The following is a 19,515-nucleotide window of genomic DNA, read 5'->3' on the forward strand; positions in this document are numbered from 1 at the left end:
TGTTTGTCCCTTCCACACAAAGAAGGTGAGCAAGGCTCTGCTCACCGCTACTTCTGTGGTTCTTCCTTATAATCGCATTCGACGCATTGGACTTGTATGCCTTTTTTAAGCTTTTTCTCTACGAGCATATTTTCACATTTCGGGCATTTTCGTTCAATCGGTTTGTCCCAAGATACGAAGTCGCATTCAGGATAACGGTCACAGCCGTAAAAGACGCGTTTCTTTTTTGATTTTCGTTCGACAATGTTTCCTTCATGGCACTTAGGACATTTTACGCCGATTTGTTTGACAATCGGTTTTGTGTTCCGGCAGTCAGGGAAGTTGGAGCACGCCATAAATTTGCCGTATCGGCCCATTTTATAAACCATCCGGGAGCCGCATAACTCACAATCTTCATCTGCGTATTCAGGTTCAATTTCCACTTCTTTCATTTCGGCTTCCGCTTTTTTCACGCGTTTTTCGAAGTCGGTGTAGAAGCTGTCAATGATTTGAACCCATTCTGTCTGTCCATCTTCAACATGGTCAAGGTCTCTTTCCATTTTAGCAGTGAATTCAACGTTGATGATTTCCGGGAAAAACTCCATGATAAGATCCAGCACGATCTGCCCAAGCTCAGTCGGCACAAACCGTTTATTGTCTAATCCCACGTAACCGCGGCGCTGGATGGTGTCAAGAGTCGGCGCATATGTCGAAGGACGGCCGATCCCCAGTTCTTCAAGTGTTTTAACCAGGCGCGCCTCTGTATAACGCGGAGGCGGCTGAGTAAAGTGCTGCTCAGGCTCAATATCTTTCGATAAAACCGTGTCTCCCTCTTTAAGGTCCGGAAGCATGCGGTCTTTTTCTTCCAGCTGATCGTCTTTACCCTCTACATAGACTTTCATGAAGCCGGCGAATTTGACTTTACTTCCGTTTGCCCGGAATGTCAATCCGTTATTGCTGAGATCGACGCTCATCGTATCTAGGACTGCAGGCGCCATCTGGCTTGCAACAAAGCGCTCCCAAATCAGCTTGTATAATCTGAGCTGGTCTCTTCCAAGCACCGCTTTTAAGTCGGCAGGTTTTCTGAGCACCGAAGTCGGGCGGATCGCTTCGTGGGCATCTTGAGCATTTTCATTTTTCTTTGCCGGTTTCCGTTTTCCCGCTAAGTACTCTTTTCCGTACGCCTGATCAATAAAAGCTGACGCTTCTTCAACGGCTGTATTGGAAATCCGCGTTGAGTCCGTTCTCATATACGTGATGAGCCCGACTGTCCCTTCTTTGCCGAGATCAATTCCTTCATATAATTGCTGAGCGATCATCATCGTTTTCTTCGCTCTGAAATTCAGCTTCCTGGCAGCCTCCTGCTGCAGAGTGGACGTTGTAAACGGCAGAGCGGGATTTCGTTTGCGCTCTTTTTTCGTAACCTTGTCAACTGTATACTTATTGCCTTTCAGCTGAGCAAGGATGGCTTTTACGTCTTCTTCGCTTTTTAAAGGAAGCTTTTTGCCGCTTTTCCCGAAAAATCCGGCTTCAAACGTCTCTTTTCCCTTTAAAAATGAGCCGGTAATCGTCCAGTACTCTTCAGGTTTAAAGTCGTTGATTTCCTTTTCCCGGTCGATGATCAGCCGGAGCGCAACGGATTGCACACGGCCCGCACTGAGGCCTTTTTTTACTTTTTTCCAAAGAATCGGGCTGATTTTGTATCCGACGAGTCTGTCTAGTATGCGGCGCGCCTGCTGCGCATCGACAAGATCCATATTAATCATGCGCGGATGTTTAAATGATTCTTTAATGGCGTCTTTCGTTATTTCATTAAAGACGACCCGGCAGTCCGAGCTGAGATCCAGATCAAGGCTGTGTGCGAGATGCCATGCAATCGCTTCCCCTTCTCTGTCGGGGTCGGCCGCGAGATAGACTTTTTTTGCTTTCTTTGCCGCTGTTTTTAATTCTTTTAAAACAGGGCCTTTTCCGCGGATCGTAATATATTTCGGTTCAAAGTTCTGTTCGATGTCAACTCCCATTTGACTTTTCGGAAGATCCCGGACATGTCCCATTGAAGCTTTGACTTTATATTTCTTCCCTAAATAACGTTCAATCGTTTTCGCCTTTGCCGGCGATTCCACGATGACTAGATAATCAGACATTTTCATCCCCCTCAAGAGGTGTTCTCTCTCTTTTCAAGTATCAATTCATTTTAGAGCTGCCTTTTTATGGCTTTCAACATTTCATTCTTTATGATGAACGTCATTTTATACATGAAAATAATGTGCAACTTTAAATCCTCACTATTATTAAATATTACAATACCGTTTGTCAAACGATATTTCAAAAGGGTTCCGTATACTGAACGCATCGGGCGGTCAGCTCTCCGTCAATATCCTCTGCGCATAATACAGCTTTCGCCCCTTCTTGAATGAGTTTTATAGGTCCTCCGGAATATGGATTAAATATGGAACCCGGAACGGCAAATACCTCTCTGCCTTGATCGAGGGCCTGGTAAGCTGTGATTAATGAACCGCTTTTTTCTTTTCCCTGCACGACCACAATTCCTTCACTTAGTCCGCTGATTATGCGGTTTCTCATCGGAAAGTGCCATTTTTTCGGCTTTGTTTCAGGAGGATGTTCTGAGAGTAGGAGATGGTGTTCAGCCATGTATTCTGCTAACAGGAGATTTTCCCGGGGATAGATATGATGGAATCCGCCGGCTATCACGCCGATCGTAAGCCCTTTTGCCCTGATGCTCGCCTTATGAGACAATCCGTCTATACCGGATGCAAGCCCGCTTACAATGACCCAGCCTTTTTTTGAGAGTTCGGCGGAAAGATGCCCAGCCGCTTTTATTCCGTCTTCCGTCGGTTTCCGCGTTCCTACAATCCCGATTTTTCTGCCTTTTTCAAGAAGCAGCGTGTTCCCTTTTGCATACAAGACAGCCGGCGGATCATAAATCGCTTTAAGCCATGTTGGATAGCGGCTTGATGAAATCGGAATGACAGTAATGCCTTTGCGGCGGTAATCGGACAGAACTTCATCAAGTTCCGGTTCCTTGCGCTCTATTTCCCGAAAAATTGCTTCCGGGGCTGTTTTCCCTTCTGATAAAACAGTTAATGGATGCGGATCCGGTAAAAAAGACAGAGAGTGATCAGCTTTCCACCATTTTAATAGAAGAGACGGGGAAATGATTTGATTAATACTGCAGACCATTAAACAGCGCGATGCTTGATCCAAATCTGGCAACCTCCTCTTTTTTCAGCAAAAACAGGAACAGCCGTTACGGCTGCCCCTGCTTCGATCAGTGCGTTTTGCACGTTTCAAATAAGCCTTTTTCTTTTAACACCTTAATCAGCGTTTCACCCATTACAGAAGGGGTTTCCGCGACTTCAATTCCGCAGGCGTTCATCGTTTTGACTTTTTCTTCTGCCGTGCCTTTTCCTCCGGAGATGATGGCGCCCGCGTGGCCCATGCGTTTTCCCGGAGGCGCGGTTTTACCGCCGATAAAGCCGACAACAGGCTTCGTCATGTTCGCTTTCACCCACTCAGCCGCTTCTTCTTCAGCTGTGCCGCCGATTTCTCCGATCATGATGACGGCATGTGTTTCAGGATCTTCATTGAACGCTTTTAACACGTCAATAAAGTTCGTGCCGTTGACCGGGTCGCCGCCGATCCCTACAGCGGTAGATTGGCCTACGCCGGCTTCTGAAAGCTGATGGACGGCCTCGTATGTCAATGTTCCTGAACGGGATACAACGCCTACATGGCCCTTTTTATGAATGTATCCCGGCATAATGCCGATCTTGCATTCTTCAGGTGTAATAACACCCGGGCAGTTCGGCCCTATTAATCTCGTTTTCTTGCCTTCCATAAAGCGCTTCACTTTCACCATGTCCAAAACCGGAATGTGCTCGGTGATACAAATGACAAGATCAATTTCCGCGTCAACCGCTTCCATAATTGCGTCCGCCGCAAACGGAGCCGGCACGTAAATAACTGACGCATCAGCGCCCGTTGTATGAACCGCTTCTGCGACCGTATTGAATACCGGTACGCCTTCCGCTTCCGTTCCGCCTTTTCCAGGTGTTACACCGCCAACGATATTCGTGCCGTATTCCAGCATCTGCTTTGTATGAAATAAAGCGGTAGAACCTGTAATCCCCTGTACAATAACTCTTGTATCTTTATTGATAAAAACACTCATTATCTGGTCCCCTGCCTTTCATTCTTTCCTAAACTAAGGATACGATTTTCTGTGCGCCGTCTGCCATTGATTCCGCAGATGTGATGTTTAAGCCTGATTCATTCAGGATTTTCTTTCCTAAATCTACGTTTGTCCCTTCAAGGCGCACGACCAGCGGCAATGTCAATCCGACTTGTCTCGTCGCTTCAACAACGCCCTCGGCGATGACATCACACTTCATGATGCCTCCGAAAATATTAACGAAAATTCCTTTTACGTTTTGATCGGAAAGAATGATTTTAAAAGCTTCCGTAACTTTTTCTGCGGTTGCGCCGCCCCCGACATCAAGGAAGTTTGCAGGTTCTCCGCCGTAGTGTTTAATGATATCCATTGTAGACATTGCAAGACCCGCGCCGTTTACCATACAGCCGATATTTCCATCAAGGGAAATGTAGCTTAAATCGTATTTTGACGCTTCGATTTCTTTCGGATCTTCTTCATCTAAATCTCTGTATTCCATAATGTCTTTTTGTCTGTATAACGCATTGCTGTCGAAGTTCAGCTTAGCATCCAGCGCCATGACGTTTCCGTCCCCCGTAACGACGAGAGGGTTGATCTCGGCGATGGAGCAGTCCTTCTCAACAAATGCTTTGTATAAACCGAGCATAAATTTAGCGGCTTTGCCGACAAGCTCTTTCGGGATGTTAATTGCGAATGCAATTTCCCTTGCCTGATAGCCCTGAAGGCCGACAGCCGGATCAATTACCGCTTTTTTAATTTTTTCAGGTGTTTTTTCCGCTACTTCTTCAATCTCCGTTCCGCCTTCTTCAGACGCCATTAAAACGATTCTTGAAGTAGCGCGGTCAAGTACAAGCCCGACATAGTATTCCTTTTTAATATCGCAGCCTTCTTCAATAAGTAAGCGTTTTATTACTTGTCCGTCCGGACCCGTTTGATGTGTGACGAGCGTCTTGCCTAACAGTTCTTCGGCATACTCTTTCACTTCATCTTTTGTTTTTGCAATCTTTACCCCACCAGCTTTGCCGCGGCCGCCAGCATGGATTTGCGCCTTTACGACATAAACCGAGCTTGACAGGCTCTCTGCTTTTTCAACTGCTTCCTCTGCTGTAAAAGCCACTTTACCTTCAGGAACAGACACCCCGTATTTTCTGAGGACTTCTTTTCCCTGGTACTCATGGATATTCATTTCCCATCCTCCTAACTTATGTAGCAAAACTAAAAATAGACTGCGCTTTCATTCTATATAATACTGGAAGAATTGTCTAGGGTTCAAAACAAAATCTTTATATCCTTCCAAACATTCTAACTTTTATTTTATTGAAAATATAAATTTAAACGGAGTCCGGGAAATGAATGGTCCTTATTTTTCGTTTTTCAGGGTTTCGTCCAGTCTGTAAACAAATGAAAAAATTTCGGCAACGGTTTCATAAAGCGCCTCCGGTATCTGATCGTCAACCGTCAAATGGCGCATTAATTCGACAAGGGTTCTGTCTTCCTGAATGGGGACCCCAGCCTTCTCAGCTTCTTTTATAATATTTTCCGCCACGTGCCCCCTGCCTGTTGCGACAACCTTCGGGACTTGGTCTTTCTGCCGGTCGTAATGCAGGGCGACAGCTCTTCTTAACGGCGTTTGCTCTTTCATATTTTCACATCCACTTTTCTTCCGCCGTCTTTTTCTATAAACTCTTCCACAAGAGCGCTCTGGTCTTTCGGGCGCCGTTTTTTAGCCGTGACGCCTGACAGACTGAAGCCCGTTTCTTTTACGGCTTCTTTTAAAGCCGGTACGAGAGGGTCGATGGCCGCCTGAAGCTCAAAATCAGTCTCAACCGTAATAGTCATTACATTTTGCTGAATGATGCAGTCCACAACGGTTTCTTGCAGTGTTTCAAGATGCAGCAAAAACAGGAGCCTGCAATGTGACGGATCGAGTTTTCCGTCCGGCTTCTTCCGTCCTTTAAAGAGAACTGTGATGTCATTCTCATACGCGGACGCTCCCAGCGGAAATGACAGCACCATCTGCGTAAAAGAAGGGTTATGCTGCTCAATAAACAGCTGGCCGTTTAATTTATGAATAAGCGGTTCCGCCTCTTGTTTAACGGATTGGGGCGCTTCTTGAAGCGTCCGGACGGCTTGGAGGGCTGTTTTCAGCGCTTGTTTCTCCGGCTGCGGAGACACGCCTTTTTCAAGCGCTCTAATGAATGATAATTCATCACGCGTGCCCAGTCCTTTTTTGATTTTCTGCAAAAGGCTTAATACATCATGTTTTTCCGCATATTTCAATTCGGTGAGCTGAACGGCTTTTTCGAAAACAGCCGCCTCCTGTTCTGTCAAATGTGCTTTTTGAAGAACAGGTGCTGTTTTAAATGTTTTTTCTTGAGAAATGAAAGCCTTAATGATCTCCGCCGTTACTTTTACGGGACGGTTTTCAGTTTTTTCTGCCGAGGTCATTAATTTCTCTATAATCTGTTTTGCCGTTTTTTCAGGCAGTTCCGGATCTGTCCGTGCACTCGGAGGAGAAGGTTGGCTTGAGACTGCCTTTCTGTTTTCACGAGTCTCTCGGACAAATGGTGACTGTTTTGATTCCGTCCGTTCTCCTTCATCCATCAGCCCGGTTTCTGGGGTCGGCATGCGTGCAGCCTCGGCAAGCTTCTTCAAGAGACGTTCTGCATGAAGATCCGTTTCCGCGTTTAACACGTCAGAAACCGCCTCTTTGAGCACAGACAGCTCTTTTGCCGATTGCGGAGCCTGATTGATTGCCTGAAGCAGTCCTGAGAGGAGGCGCCGGGTCGGAACCGGATATTTAACGGCATGAATGGCTGACAAGACTTCCGGATGTGCGGGCAGTTCCCGTTTCAGCGCAAATACGATTGTTTCCGCCGCTTTTTTCAATTCGGCGGCCGGAAGCGATTCAGCCCAACGGATGCAGGCTTTGAGGCTGTTTTCCGTCATCGGCAGCTTCTGCTGCATAAACGTTTCGGCAATCTGCAGAGACACAGGGCCCGGTTTGACAGAAAGAGCGTTTAACAGTCTTCCCGCCGCTTCCTGAACGGTTTTCGGGCTTCCTTCGAATTGGTCAATGACATGAAGCCGGCCCGTTTTTTCCGCCGGCTGTTTGTCATAAGAAAACCAGTAATACGCCTGCGGACGAAGGGCGGTTTCAAGTTTTCCCTGCATCGTCCGGCCGCCGATTTGGATAAGGGCGCTTTGATCGTCCAGCAAACGGAGAACCTTCCCTAACAGCAGCCTTTGAGCGCCGCTGTCTTTACCGCCGTCTTGCCGGTCCGGAGGGATTTCCGCCGTCAGCTGTCTGAAAGCCGCTTGGATTTCGCCGCTTATGTTCATGTCTTAAGCCTCTTTTCTAACAATAAGATTGAACGGGAGCGAACGTTTTTCGGTGAATAGTTGTCGGTCCGTATGCCTGAAGAGCTTCAAGATGTTCTTTCGTTCCGTAGCCTTTATTTTTTTCAAAGCCGTACATGGGGTAGGTTTTGGCGTACTCAGCCATGAGCCGGTCCCGCGTTACTTTTGCGATGCAGGCTCCGGCGGCAATTGACACGCTTTTGGCATCCCCTTTTATAACTGATGACTGCGGAATGTCAAGCGGAAGGGTCATGGCATCAACAAGCAGATAATCAGGTGTTTCCGTTAAAGCATTGACGGCTTTTACCATCGCCAGTCTCGCGGCCTCATAAATGTTGATCCGGTCAATGACGTCCGCATGGACAATGCCGACTCCTACAGCCGCCGCTTCTTCCGTGATCCGGCTGTAATACTCCTCGAGCTTCTTTTCCGACAATTTCTTCGAGTCCGTGAGACCGAGAATCTCGCATTCTGCCGGCAAAATGACGGCGCCGGCGACAACCGGTCCGGCAAGCGGCCCTCTTCCGGCTTCGTCAACACCCGCAATCAGGCGGAAGCCCTTTTTGGATGACAGTCTTTCGTATGCCGTCATGTTCAGCCATTGCTCTTTAAGAGCTTTTTCCTTCGCGTGCTTTTTCAGCCATTGCTCTAAAAGCGTCTGTACGCTTTTTCTCGGGTCTTTCTCACATTGGGCAAGGAAGGGGTCGCTTTCGTCCCTGACCTCTTGCAGGCGTTCTTTTACGCTTTTTACGGTTAATGTATTCACGTTCTCTTCTCCCTTACATTATGTATATCGGTATTCTGCGGAAAAAATAAAGACCCGCATCGCTGCGCGTCTTTATTCTGATGGTGTTTCAAATGAAAGCCTGCCGAATTTTTCCGTCCGGATGTCCCGAATGATGACTTCCGTTGTTTTATCATAGTCAACCATTCCGCCGCCCATCAAACAGCCGCGTTTTTCACCGATCGCGTCGAAAAGAGCGGCGATATCCTCAGGGATTTCCTGAAGTCCGTAGCGCTCCTTCAAGCGGTCGGGATAATGCTCTTCCAGAAAGCGCAGCCCGAAGACGGCCACATCCTGCAGGTTGATAATCGTATCTTTAATCGCCCCGGTGATCGCCAGGCGCAAGCCGACAAGCTCATCTTCAAATTTAGGCCATAAAATTCCCGGTGTATCGAGCAGCTCTAATTCCTTGCCTACCTTTACCCACTGCTGTGAAGTGGTAATGCCGGGCCTGTCTCCCGTCTTGGCAATGTTTTTCTTGGCCAGCCGGTTAATGAGCGTAGATTTGCCGACATTCGGAATGCCGATGATTAATGCGCGGATTGCTCTTGGCCTAATGCCTTTTGCTTTCATTTTATCGAACTTATCTTTCAGCAGCTCTTTCGAGGACGGCACGATTTGATGCAGTCCCTGCCCGTTAACGGAGTTTATTGAAAGAGAGGGAATGCCCTGTTCCTGAAAGTGGTCCTTCCACTGGGCAGTCACAGCCGCATCCGCCTTATCGGCTTTATTTAAAAGCATAATGCGCGGCTTATTTTTCAAAATCTCCTCAATCATCGGATTTCTCGATGACATCGGGATTCTCGCATCCACCAATTCGTATACGATATCAATTAATTTCAGTTTTTCTGTTACTTCCCGTCTCGCTTTAGCCATATGGCCCGGGAACCATTGAATGGTCATGTGACTTCGACACCTGCCTTATTTACCGGAACCGGATGTTCCGATGATCTCTTATGTATTTTACGTTGCTTGTTCCGCTTTTACAAATTTCATATAAAAAAAGAGCCTGTTACGGGTAACAAGCTCTTTTCGTTCGTTATCATTATCGTCTGATTTCTTTAATACGAGCCGCTTTTCCGCGAAGTTCACGCAGGTAGTAAAGCTTAGCGCGACGTACTTTACCGTAACGTACAACTTCGATTTTCGCGATTTTTGGTGTGTGTACAGGGAATGTACGTTCAACGCCAACACCGTAAGAAATCTTACGAACTGTGAACGTTTCGCTGATTCCACCACCACGACGCTTGATCACAACACCTTCGAAGATCTGGATACGCTCACGGTTACCCTCAACAACTTTTACGTGTACACGTAAAGTGTCACCAGGACGGAACGCAGGAAGATCAGTGCGAAGCTGTTCTTTTGTGATATCTTGAATTAGTTTTTGCATCGTTTTCAACTCCTTCCAACAGATGCTCTTGGCCACAACTGCAAGGCACAGCGGAACATCGTTTTCAAGCTTCTGAAGGATAAGCCTCCTTAAGCCACAAGTAGTATCTTATCATACCTTCATCGCCTGCGCAATAGAATCTATTCGTTTTCCCACTCGGAAATCCATTTTCTTTGCTCATCAGTGAGAGGATAGTTTTCAAGAAGATCCGGACGTCTTAAAAAGGTTCTTCTGATTGATTCTTTATTGCGCCATTCTTGTATTTTGGCATGGTTGCCCGACAGAAGGGTCTCAGGCACTTTTAAGCCTCTATAATCTGCAGGCCTCGTATAGTGCGGATGCTCTAAAAGCCCCGTGCTGAAGGAATCCTCCACGTGGGATGCTTCTTTTCCGAGAACGCCCGGCAAAAGCCTGACAACGCTGTCGGCGATCATCATGGCAGGGAGCTCTCCCCCGGTCAGCACAAAATCCCCGATGGAGATTTCATCAGTGACAAGATGTTCCCGGATCCGTTCATCATACCCTTCATAATGTCCGCAAATAAACATGAGATGTTCCTCTTCCGCCAGCTCCTCGGCTTTCTTCTGCGTATAACGCTCACCTTGCGGGCAGACGAGAATAATGCGCGGCTTGGCGTCCGTACCGGCTGTCAGCTTTTCAACCGCATCAAATACGGGCTGCGGCTTTAACACCATCCCGGCTCCCCCGCCGTACGGGTAATCATCAACCGTTTGGTGTTTATTATCCGAAAAAGCCCGGAAATTGATGACGTCAAAACGGACAGCCTCTTTTTCCTGTGCTTTTTGCAGAATGGATGAGCCGAGCACCCCTTGAAACATTTCGGGAAACAGTGTTAAAAAGTCGATTTTCATTCGTCTATTAACCCTTCCATTACATGAATCTTAATTTTTTTCTCATTTATATTAATATCCTTTACCACAGAAGCAATATACGGAATGAGCGCATCTTTTTTGCCTTTTCTTTGAACCACCCATACGTCATTAGCCCCGGGCGTCAAAATTTCCTTCACTGTGCCGATCAGTTCTCCGTCTTCTGACACAACCTCGCAACCGATGATTTCATGAAAATAAAATTCATCTTCTTCAAGCTCTCCCAAGTCTTCTTCAGGGACTTTGATCACCATGTTTCTCAGGTGCTCGACTTCATTGAGACTCGGCATTTCTTTGAATTGCAGCAGGTGAAACTGCTTGTGAAGCCTGTGGGCGCTGACCGTTACTTTGATTGGCTCCGCAGCCCCTTCCGCAAACAAATAGAGCGTATTGCCGGGCTTGTACCGTTCTTCGGCAAAGTCCGTTTTAGAAATGACCCGCACTTCGCCTTTAATGCCGTGGGTATTTACAATTTTGCCTACATTAAACCATCTGTTTGTCATATTATCACCTCGGGCGGATTTCAATTACTACCCCGTCTTTTATGACGATGGTATTTGCCGCTGTTTTTTCATGCCAGTTATCACCGACGTTGATTGAAAGCAGCGCATCGATCTCCTTTTCCTTCACTTCGCTTCCAAGCGGGAGCGACTCTGTCTGGCTTATTTGGAAATCGATCATTTTGATTTTGTCTTGTCTTTTTTCAATGGCTTTTTTAAAAGATTCCGCTACATCGGGATTCTGCTGATCTTTTTCATGTTTTCTAAGCTGAAAATAGAGCTGGCTGCATTCTCGTTCAAGCGTTTGCTTTTTTTCTGCAAAAGAGGCCAAAAGCTTTTCCTTGCTTTGCTCGGTCAGAACCTGCATAACGGTTACCCTGTGAATAATCTGCATAGGACCAGACTCCCCACTCTTCCAACATATTTCTGTTCATTTGCCTTTTTTACGTGTAAAAAAAGGGGAGGTGCCGGCCCTCTCCCTTTTTCAGTCAAATATTTCAAATTGAACTTTCTTAGAAGACTGTGCGCCAGCTGCAAAAACGACGGTTCGAATCGCTCTTGCAGTCCGGCCTTGCTTTCCGATAATTTTACCGGTATCTGACTTATTGACAGATAAGCGCAGCGCAATCTTTTGATCAGTCTCTTCCTTTGTGACCGTTATGTCTTCCGGATGGTCGACAAGCGGAGCCACAATGCTGACAATCAAATCTTCCAAGTTCTGATCAGTCATTACTTGCCTTGTTTAGCGTTGTGGAATTTTTCCATAATTCCTTGGCTTGAGAACAAGTTGCGGACTGTATCAGAAGGTTTAGCTCCTGTTTGAAGCCATTTAAGAGCAAGCTCTTCGTTGATTTTCACTTCAGCCGGCTTTGCAACCGGGTTGTATGTGCCGACTGTTTCGATGAAACGGCCGTCACGCGGTGAACGAGAATCTGCTACAACAATACGATAGAAAGGAGATTTTTTTGCTCCCATACGTTTTAAACGAATTTTTACTGCCATTTTACTAGCACCTCCGAAAATATTTCAACAAGATAGTATATTAACAATGATAAAAGTGTTTGTAAAGTGTTTTTTCTTAACAACGGTTTTATCATGTATAACCGATTACATAAAAGGTAATTTAAAGCCTTTTTTCTTCCCTTTTGTCATGTTGGTCATCTGCTTCATCATTTTTTTCATTTCCTCAAACTGCTTTAAAAGACGGTTGACTTCCTGAACGGATGTTCCGCTTCCTTTGGCAATCCGCTTCCGCCGGCTGGCGTTAATGATATCCGGCTGTTCTTTTTCAAGAACAGTCATTGATTTAATGATCGCTTCCACATGATTCAGCTGTTTTTCATCGACTTGGATGTTTTTTAAGCCTTTCATTTTGCCTGCGCCGGGCATCATTTGCAGCAGTTCGTCAAGAGGCCCCATGTTTCGGACCTGGCCGAGCTGCTCCAGAAAATCATCCAATGTGAAGCTCATCGTTCTCATTTTCTGCTCAAGCTCTTTGGCTTTGTCTTCATCAACGGTCGCCTGAGCTTTTTCAATCAGCGTCAGCACGTCACCCATTCCGAGAATCCGGGATGCCATCCGTTCAGGATGGAACGCTTCAAGAGCATCGAGCTTTTCTCCCATTCCGGCGAATTTAATCGGCGTTTCGGTGACCGCGCGGATAGAAAGCGCCGCACCTCCGCGGGTATCCCCGTCAAGCTTTGTTAAAATGACACCCGTTAAACCGAGCTGGTCATTAAAGCTTTTGGCGACGTTTACCGCATCCTGACCGGTCATTGAGTCGACGACAAGGAAAATTTCCTCAGGATTTGCGACTTCCTTTACGCCGGAGAGCTCATCCATCAGTTCATGATCGATGTGCAGCCGTCCGGCGGTATCTAAAATCACATAATCATGATGCTCTTCCTTCGCTTTTTCAATCGCCTGTCTGGCAATTTCCACCGGGCTGACCTGATCGCCAAGCGAAAAGACCGGCATATCAAGCTGTTTCCCCAGGGTTTCCAGCTGTTTAATCGCGGCGGGGCGGTAAATATCCGCAGCCACGAGTAGCGGTTTGCGATTATGTTTTTTGCGCAGCAGGTTGGCAAGCTTCCCCGTGGTTGTCGTTTTACCGGCACCTTGGAGCCCGACCATCATAATAACGGTCGGCGGGCGTTTGGCGACGGCAATTTTGCTTTCTTCGCCGCCCATCAGCTCGGTAAGCTCTTCTTTTACGACTTTAATAACCTGCTGACCGGGTGTCAGACTCTGCATAACGTCCTGTCCGACAGCCCGTTCACTTACTTTTTTCACAAAATCCTTTACGACTTTAAAGTTAACGTCAGCCTCAAGAAGCGCAAGACGAACTTCACGCATCATCTCTTTTACGTCTTGTTCGCTGACTTTTCCTTTTCCGCGGATTTTTGAAATCGTCTTTTGCAGTCGGTCGGCTAATCCTTCAAATGCCATTGTTTGCCGCCTCCTAATCTAATTTCTCAAGCGCTTCAATCAGAGCCGTCATTTTTTCCTCTTCCTGCAACCCGGAAGCAAGCTCTTTCAGCTTTGTAAACATTTCTTTACGCTCCTGAAACTTTTTAAAAAGGAGCAGTTTTTCTTCATATTGTTCAAGCATCGCTTCAGTCCGTTTGATGTTATCGTAAACGGCTTGCCTTGAAACGTCATACTCTTCGGCTATTTCACCAAGGGAGAAATCGTCCAGATAATAAAGCGACATATAGCTCTTTTGTTTTGACGTCAGCAACGACTGATAGAAGTCAAATAAATAGTTCATTCTCGTCGTTTTTTCGAGCGACATTTGAGCTCTCCCCTTTGTTAAGTCAAATCCCTTTACAAAAACTTAGTTTACATGGTTTCAGAGCGTGTGTCAAGTTTTTATCTTGTCAAAGCATGATGCTCTTTTTACATCATAAGTTTTTTCAAAAAAATTCATATAGACCGTCGTTAAAATACTCGAATTCTTGTTTTGATACACGGTAGCGGCAATAGCCTTCGTAAAAAGCATTGAGGCATGCTTCATTTGTGACAAAATGACTGATCGCTAATGATTCATCATATCGCGGATCTCCCGCCGATATTCCCGCAGCATCGATAAACAGATAGACCTCTCCGTCTTTCACCAGCACATTATCAGTCGTGCAGTCACCGTGAATCATTGTCTGCTGAACAGGAACAGGCCTGTACCTGTCCAATTCCTTCAAAAGCTCTGCACTTCCTTCAGCCTGTCCTTTTTTGACATATTCCCCGGCTCGTTTGATTTGCAGATCGAGCCAGTCTGTTTCCGGCTGTAAACCAGAGACCATGTCGGTTTCATGCAGCCGTTGCAGAAACCGGCCGAAACTTTTGATCAGCTTTTTCTTTTCAGTATCCCCTTTTGCTTTTCTTAAAGCCGAAGTCAGGGTGATTCCATCCTCAAATGACATGATGATATGGCTGGCATGCTGTTCCTGTATCATCCCATAATAAACAGGAACAGGCAGACGACGAGTTTCCGTCAGTTTTTGTAAAACGAAGGCTTCTCTCATTAACCATTCCCGATACTTCTGTTGAAAAGAACTTTTCAGCAGAAATGCGTCTTGACCGGTCACTATTTTTCGAACGGTTGAAGTGCCTCCCTGTTCATCCAACAGCGACATATGGTTTATCGCGCCGATCTTACTTTCCAATTCAGCTTTCAGCCATTTGTCCAACAATTGCCCCCTCCATTCCGATCTATCAATGCGTATAAAAAAACGAGTATAAAACCGTCCATTTTATACTCGTTTATTATTCATTAATCCTCGGCTTTTTCAACTAAATCAGAAAAGAGACCGTATACGTAAGATTCTGCATCAAACCGCTGGAGGTCGTCAACCTTTTCTCCAAGGCCGACCAGTTTCACGGGGATGTGAAGCTCATTGCGGATTGCCAGGACGATACCGCCTTTTGCGGTGCCGTCAAGCTTCGTTAACGCGATACCCGTCACATTCGTCGCTTTGGAGAATTCTTTCGCCTGCGCCATCGCATTCTGGCCTGTCGTCGCGTCAAGCGCAAGGAGAACCTCATGCGGAGCCTCAGGCACTTCGCGTTCGATGACGCGTTTGACTTTTTCAAGCTCTTTCATTAAGTTTACTTTATTCTGAAGGCGGCCTGCCGTATCACAAATCAGCACATCCGCTCCTCTTGCTTTAGCCGCGTGTACGGCATCATAAATAACCGCCGCAGGGTCGCTTCCGGCAGCCTGCTTAATGACAGGCACGCCTGTACGCTCCCCCCACACTTCAAGCTGTTCAATCGCCCCGGCTCTGAAGGTGTCTCCGGCAGCGAGCACAACGGATTTGCCTTCATTCTTCAGCTTATGGGCAAGTTTTCCGATCGTTGTCGTTTTTCCGACGCCGTTTACCCCGACAAGCAGAATAACGTTCAGGCGCCCGTCCTGAATATTTAATTCAGAAATCTGTTCGTCGCCGCTGTTATAAATGTCGACAAGCTTTTCAGAAATGACGGACTGCACTTCCTGAGGATCCTGGATGTTTTTCAGCTTCACTTCTTTTTTGAGCTCATCAATCAGCTCCATGACGGTTGTAAAACCGACGTCAGCGCCAATCAGCACTTCCTCAAGCTCCTCGAAGAAATCCTCGTCGACTTTCCGGTAGCGGGAGACGAGTTCGTTCACTTTATTCGAGAAGGAATTTCTTGTTTTTTCAAGACCATCTTTAAATTTTTCAGAGACGGAGTCTGTCTGTTTCGTGATTTTCTCTTTTAATTTTTTAAAAAAGCTCATCTTTCAACCTCTTTCCTCGTTACTGAACGAATTCTTTTGTTTCTTCCAGTTTGACCGAAACCATTCGGGAAACGCCGGATTCCTGCATCGTAACACCGTAGAGGACATCCGCTTCTTCCATGGTGCCTTTTCTGTGGGTGATGACGATAAACTGGCTGTCGCCGCTGTATTTTTTTAAATATTGCGCAAACCTGAATACATTGGCTTCATCAAGCGCAGCTTCCACTTCATCAAGGACGCAGAACGGCACGGGCCTTACTTTCAGAATGGAGAATAAAAGGGCAATGGCAGTCAGCGCCCGTTCTCCCCCTGACAAAAGATTTAAGTTTTGCAGTTTTTTGCCCGGAGGCTGCGCGATAATGTCCACCCCGGAGTTAAGAAGATCATTCGGATCAGTCAGCTTCAGTTCAGCCCGTCCTCCTCCGAATAAAGAACGGAACACGTCGTTGAATTGAGAACGGATCTGGATAAACGTTTCATGGAATCGCTTCGTCATTTCAGAATCCATTTCTTCAATGACTTGAAACAGTGTGTTTTTCGCTTCCGTCAGGTCATTTTTCTGCTCTGTTAAAAACTGATACCGTTCGTTTACTCTTTCAAATTCATCGATGCTGCCGAGATTGACCGTTCCGAGCTCTTCAATTGAGAGCTTGATCAGTTTGACCCGTTTTCTCGCCTCTTCAGGCTCGATTTCAAGCTGATATTGTTCTTTAGCCCCTTCAAAGGATAAGCTGTATTCCTCGCGTAAATATTGCAAGAGATTATCAAGCTCGACTTCCATCCGGCCGAGTTTTACCTCTTCATCTTTCAGAATTTCTGTTTTTTGCTTGTAGAGACGCTTCATCTCTTTCAGCTCAAGTTCGTTCGTATCAAGCGCCCGCTGGAGCTTCACACGCTGGTCGCGCCTGCTGGCGATCAATTCAATCGTTCTCGTTTTATCGTGAAGCTTGTGATGGGCTGCTTCTTCAAGCTGCTCCTCACCGCTTGTGCTGGACGTCATCTCTGAGGTCAGGAGGCTTAAATCTTCCCGTGTTTCTTTCAGAGCGAGCTGCGTTTCCTCAAGCTCTTTTTTCAGCCTTTTGAGGTTGTCTTCTTCACTCGAGCACGCCTGTTCTTTTTTCGCAGCGGCCACTTTACATTCCGTCAGTTCATGAGAGAGCGTTTCTTTTGTTGAGGATAGGGTCTGCTTTTGTTTTGTCAGCCTTTCCATCTCTTCCTCAAGCTCTTTCAGCTGGCCGGATGCCTCACTCAGCTGTTCTTCCAGAGCTGATTTGCGCGTCTCTTTTTCCCGGCTGCTTTCCGTCAGTGATGCTTTCTCCTGATCGTAAAGCTCCAGATGGGTATTGATGTTCTTTTCAGCGACTTCGAGTTCATACAGCCTGCCTTTTACATCCTGCTGCTTTGTTCTGAAAGCTTCACCGTCTTCACGGAGACCGCTCAGCGTATGTTCAAGCTCTTGAATGGCCTGCTTCAGCGTTTTGACCTCTTTTTCGAGCAGAGCTGTTTTTTCTTCCATTTCGGCAAGCCGCGCAGTCACCGTCTCAAGCTCACGGCTTCTGCCGAGCAGAGAATTGTTTTTCTTTTTGACCGCGCCGCCTGTCATTGATCCGCCTGGATTGACGACATCGCCCTCAAGCGTCACGATGCGGTAGCGGTGCCCGAGAAGCTTGGCCAGTTCATTCGCGCCTTTTAAATCTTCAGTGATCAGCACGGTGCCGAGAAGGTTTTGAATAACATTCCGATATGCCGCATCATATGTGACAAGCCCGCTCGCTGTGCCGAGGAAAGACGGATGCTTCTGAGCCGTCTGTTCATCACGGGTTTGGAGCTGGCGCGGTTTCATAACCGTAAGCGGCAGGAACGTCGCGCGGCCGAAGGAATTCTGTTTTAAATATTGAATCGCTTTCCGCGCCGCCTGCTCATCGTCTGTGACAACGTGCTGCGCCGCTGCGCCGAGTGCAATCTCGATCGCCGTTTCATATTTTTGTTCGGTGGCAATCAGTTCGAGAACGGCGCCGCGGATGCCGCCAAGCTGCTCTTTCTGTTTCAGCACTTCTTTTACGCCTTGGTAAAATCCTGAAAAATCGCCTTGCATCGTTTCAAGCATATCTTTTTTGGATCTGGCCTGCTGGACGAATTGATATGCCTGATACAGCGCAGATTCTTTCTTTTCATATTGGCGTTTTTTCTGTTCATATGCTGTCTGGACTTCACGAAAGCGGACGACCTGATTGTGAATATCCTCTTCAACGGCGGCCAATTCTTCTTCGCACGCCACTTTGCGGACTGCAATATCGTTACGTTCTTCAAGGTATTTTTCATTGTTTGCTGTCAGTCTCGCCTGCTGGACCGCAGATTGGGACATCTGGTCATCTAAAAGCTGCAGCTCGTTGCGAATCGACGCCTGACTGTTTAACAATTCAAAGTAATCGCTTTTTAATTGTTCGATTTTGTCTTCTACATTTTCATTATGCAGACTGAGAGCCTGCTGCTTTTCTTTCACCTGGACGTTTAACCGCTTCACTTCCGCACGAAGTTTATCATAGACGGCAGACTGTTTTTCAATGTCCGCTTTCAGTTCGGCTTCTTTGTTCGTGTAATGTGTAACGGATTCCTCAAGCTGTTCCCGGTTTTGCGCGGCGTTTTTTTTGCGCTCTTTCAGCACTTCTTTCCGGCCTTCCAGCTTTTCCAGCTCTTCACTTGTCACGAGCAGAACCTGCTGCAGTTCGTTGACGGATTCATCAAGCGCGTGGATTTTATCTCTCGTCTCTTCTATCATCGCTTCTTTTGCGGACAGAGCCGATGATTCCGCCAATTCTTCTTCTTTTGCCGCCTGCACCTTGTCTTTTAAACCCGACCATCTGCCATGCAGTTGTTCGATGTCAAAGGCGGTAAGGGCGATTTCGACATGTTCAAGCTCTTTCTTTTTTTCTAAGTAGTCTTTGGCGATTGATGCCTGGATTTTCAGCGGTTCGACCTGATCTTCAAGCTCGTGGAGAATATCTTCCACCCTGTTTAAGTTATCCTGCGTCTCAAACAGTTTGTTTTCCGCTTTTTTCTTTCTTGTTTTATATTTCAGCACGCCGGCCGCTTCTTCAAAAATACTGCGGCGGTCTTCCGCTTTGCTGCTGAGAATCTCTTCGACTTTCCCCTGGCTGATAATAGAGAATGCTTCTTTCCCGAGCCCGGAGTCCATAAATAAGTCAATGATGTCTTTCAGGCGGCACTGCTGATTGTTGATGAGAAATTCACTTTCTCCAGAGCGGTACACCCGTCTCGTCACGCTGACTTCGTGATAATCGATCGGGAGAAAATGATCTTCATTATCAAGCGTTAACGTAACTTCGGCAAGGTTCAGCCGCTTGCGCGAATCACTTCCAGCAAAAATGATATCTTCCATTTTTCCGCCCCGAAGCGAGCGGGCTGATTGTTCGCCGAGCACCCAGCGGATGGCTTCGGTAATGTTGCTCTTTCCGCTGCCGTTCGGACCGACAACGGCCGTGACGCCTTTTACAAAGTCAACGGATATCCGTTCTGCAAATGATTTAAATCCTATAACGTCTAAACGTTTGAGGAACATCCCAGATCCTCCTTATCGTATAAGTATCTCAATATTATCATAATCACCCGCTTATATCAGGCGCAGACATACTGAAAT

General features: G+C 46.7%; 19 protein-coding genes. All 19 read right to left on the bottom strand.

Features of this window, described 5'->3' with window-relative positions:
• Window positions 1-47 precede the first annotated feature (47 nt).
• Window positions 48-2,123, bottom strand: coding sequence for a type I DNA topoisomerase (topA, locus tag K3G25_RS09765; protein WP_095271967.1), 2,076 nt, complete (start codon window positions 2,121-2,123; stop codon window positions 48-50).
• Between the two features lie 181 nt (window positions 2,124-2,304).
• Window positions 2,305-3,204: a DNA-processing protein DprA gene (dprA, locus tag K3G25_RS09770; protein ID WP_014417764.1), complete on the bottom strand. Its 900-nt coding sequence runs from the start codon at window positions 3,202-3,204 to the stop codon at window positions 2,305-2,307.
• A gap of 64 nt (window positions 3,205-3,268) precedes the next feature.
• Window positions 3,269-4,171, bottom strand: a complete 903-nt coding sequence (sucD, locus tag K3G25_RS09775; RefSeq protein WP_003154281.1) for a succinate--CoA ligase subunit alpha — start codon at window positions 4,169-4,171, stop codon at window positions 3,269-3,271.
• Window positions 4,172-4,199: 28 nt separating this feature from the next.
• Entirely contained in the window at window positions 4,200-5,357 is a 1,158-nt protein-coding gene (gene sucC, locus K3G25_RS09780) for an ADP-forming succinate--CoA ligase subunit beta (protein WP_003154283.1), read from the bottom strand.
• 174 nt (window positions 5,358-5,531) lie between these two features.
• Window positions 5,532-5,813, bottom strand: a complete 282-nt coding sequence (locus K3G25_RS09785; RefSeq protein WP_014417762.1) for a FlhB-like flagellar biosynthesis protein — start codon at window positions 5,811-5,813, stop codon at window positions 5,532-5,534.
• On the bottom strand, window positions 5,810-7,513 hold the full coding sequence (locus K3G25_RS09790) for a hypothetical protein (RefSeq protein ID WP_022553351.1): 1,704 nt from the start codon (window positions 7,511-7,513) through the stop codon (window positions 5,810-5,812). The genes K3G25_RS09785 and K3G25_RS09790 overlap by 4 nt, the downstream gene beginning before the upstream one ends.
• Window positions 7,514-7,529: 16 nt before the next feature.
• Window positions 7,530-8,297 carry a ribonuclease HII gene (locus tag K3G25_RS09795; RefSeq protein WP_007611398.1) on the bottom strand — a complete coding sequence of 256 codons (768 nt, stop codon included), beginning with the start codon at window positions 8,295-8,297 and terminating at the stop codon, window positions 7,530-7,532.
• Between the two features lie 72 nt (window positions 8,298-8,369).
• A complete protein-coding gene (gene ylqF, locus K3G25_RS09800) occupies window positions 8,370-9,218 on the bottom strand; it encodes a ribosome biogenesis GTPase YlqF (protein ID WP_007611396.1) in 849 nt (282 codons plus the stop codon).
• A 142-nt stretch (window positions 9,219-9,360) separates the two neighbouring features.
• Complete coding sequence (gene rplS / locus K3G25_RS09805) at window positions 9,361-9,708, bottom strand: 50S ribosomal protein L19 (protein ID WP_003154288.1); 348 nt, start codon at window positions 9,706-9,708, stop codon at window positions 9,361-9,363.
• A gap of 140 nt (window positions 9,709-9,848) precedes the next feature.
• Window positions 9,849-10,580 (bottom strand): tRNA (guanosine(37)-N1)-methyltransferase TrmD, encoded by a 732-nt coding sequence (gene trmD / locus K3G25_RS09810; protein ID WP_022553353.1) that lies wholly within the window; start codon window positions 10,578-10,580, stop codon window positions 9,849-9,851.
• Entirely contained in the window at window positions 10,577-11,101 is a 525-nt protein-coding gene (gene rimM / locus K3G25_RS09815; protein ID WP_017417769.1) for a ribosome maturation factor RimM, read from the bottom strand. The genes trmD and rimM overlap by 4 nt, the downstream gene beginning before the upstream one ends.
• Before the next feature lie 4 nt (window positions 11,102-11,105).
• Complete coding sequence (locus tag K3G25_RS09820) at window positions 11,106-11,492, bottom strand: YlqD family protein (protein ID WP_003154291.1); 387 nt, start codon at window positions 11,490-11,492, stop codon at window positions 11,106-11,108.
• A 90-nt stretch (window positions 11,493-11,582) separates the two neighbouring features.
• Window positions 11,583-11,828 carry a KH domain-containing protein gene (locus tag K3G25_RS09825; RefSeq protein WP_007611392.1) on the bottom strand — a complete coding sequence of 82 codons (246 nt, stop codon included), beginning with the start codon at window positions 11,826-11,828 and terminating at the stop codon, window positions 11,583-11,585.
• Window positions 11,828-12,100, bottom strand: a complete 273-nt coding sequence (rpsP, locus tag K3G25_RS09830; protein ID WP_003154296.1) for a 30S ribosomal protein S16 — start codon at window positions 12,098-12,100, stop codon at window positions 11,828-11,830. The genes K3G25_RS09825 and rpsP overlap by 1 nt, the downstream gene beginning before the upstream one ends.
• Window positions 12,101-12,205: 105 nt before the next feature.
• The gene (gene ffh, locus K3G25_RS09835) at window positions 12,206-13,546 is read right to left on the bottom strand and encodes a signal recognition particle protein (RefSeq protein WP_007409763.1); all 1,341 of its coding nucleotides are present in this window, start codon (window positions 13,544-13,546) and stop codon (window positions 12,206-12,208) included.
• A 13-nt stretch (window positions 13,547-13,559) separates the two neighbouring features.
• A complete protein-coding gene (locus K3G25_RS09840) occupies window positions 13,560-13,892 on the bottom strand; it encodes a putative DNA-binding protein (RefSeq protein ID WP_003154299.1) in 333 nt (110 codons plus the stop codon).
• Between the two features lie 121 nt (window positions 13,893-14,013).
• Entirely contained in the window at window positions 14,014-14,784 is a 771-nt protein-coding gene (locus K3G25_RS09845) for a phosphotransferase family protein (RefSeq protein WP_072176998.1), read from the bottom strand.
• Between the two features lie 83 nt (window positions 14,785-14,867).
• The gene (gene ftsY / locus K3G25_RS09850; protein WP_003154301.1) at window positions 14,868-15,857 is read right to left on the bottom strand and encodes a signal recognition particle-docking protein FtsY; all 990 of its coding nucleotides are present in this window, start codon (window positions 15,855-15,857) and stop codon (window positions 14,868-14,870) included.
• 19 nt (window positions 15,858-15,876) lie between these two features.
• Complete coding sequence (gene smc, locus K3G25_RS09855) at window positions 15,877-19,437, bottom strand: chromosome segregation protein SMC (RefSeq protein ID WP_232489710.1); 3,561 nt, start codon at window positions 19,435-19,437, stop codon at window positions 15,877-15,879.
• Between the last annotated feature and the right edge of the window lie 78 nt (window positions 19,438-19,515).

The organism is Bacillus sp. FCW2 (genome assembly GCF_021228595.1).
Taxonomy (GTDB): Bacteria; Bacillota; Bacilli; order Bacillales; family Bacillaceae; genus Bacillus; species Bacillus velezensis.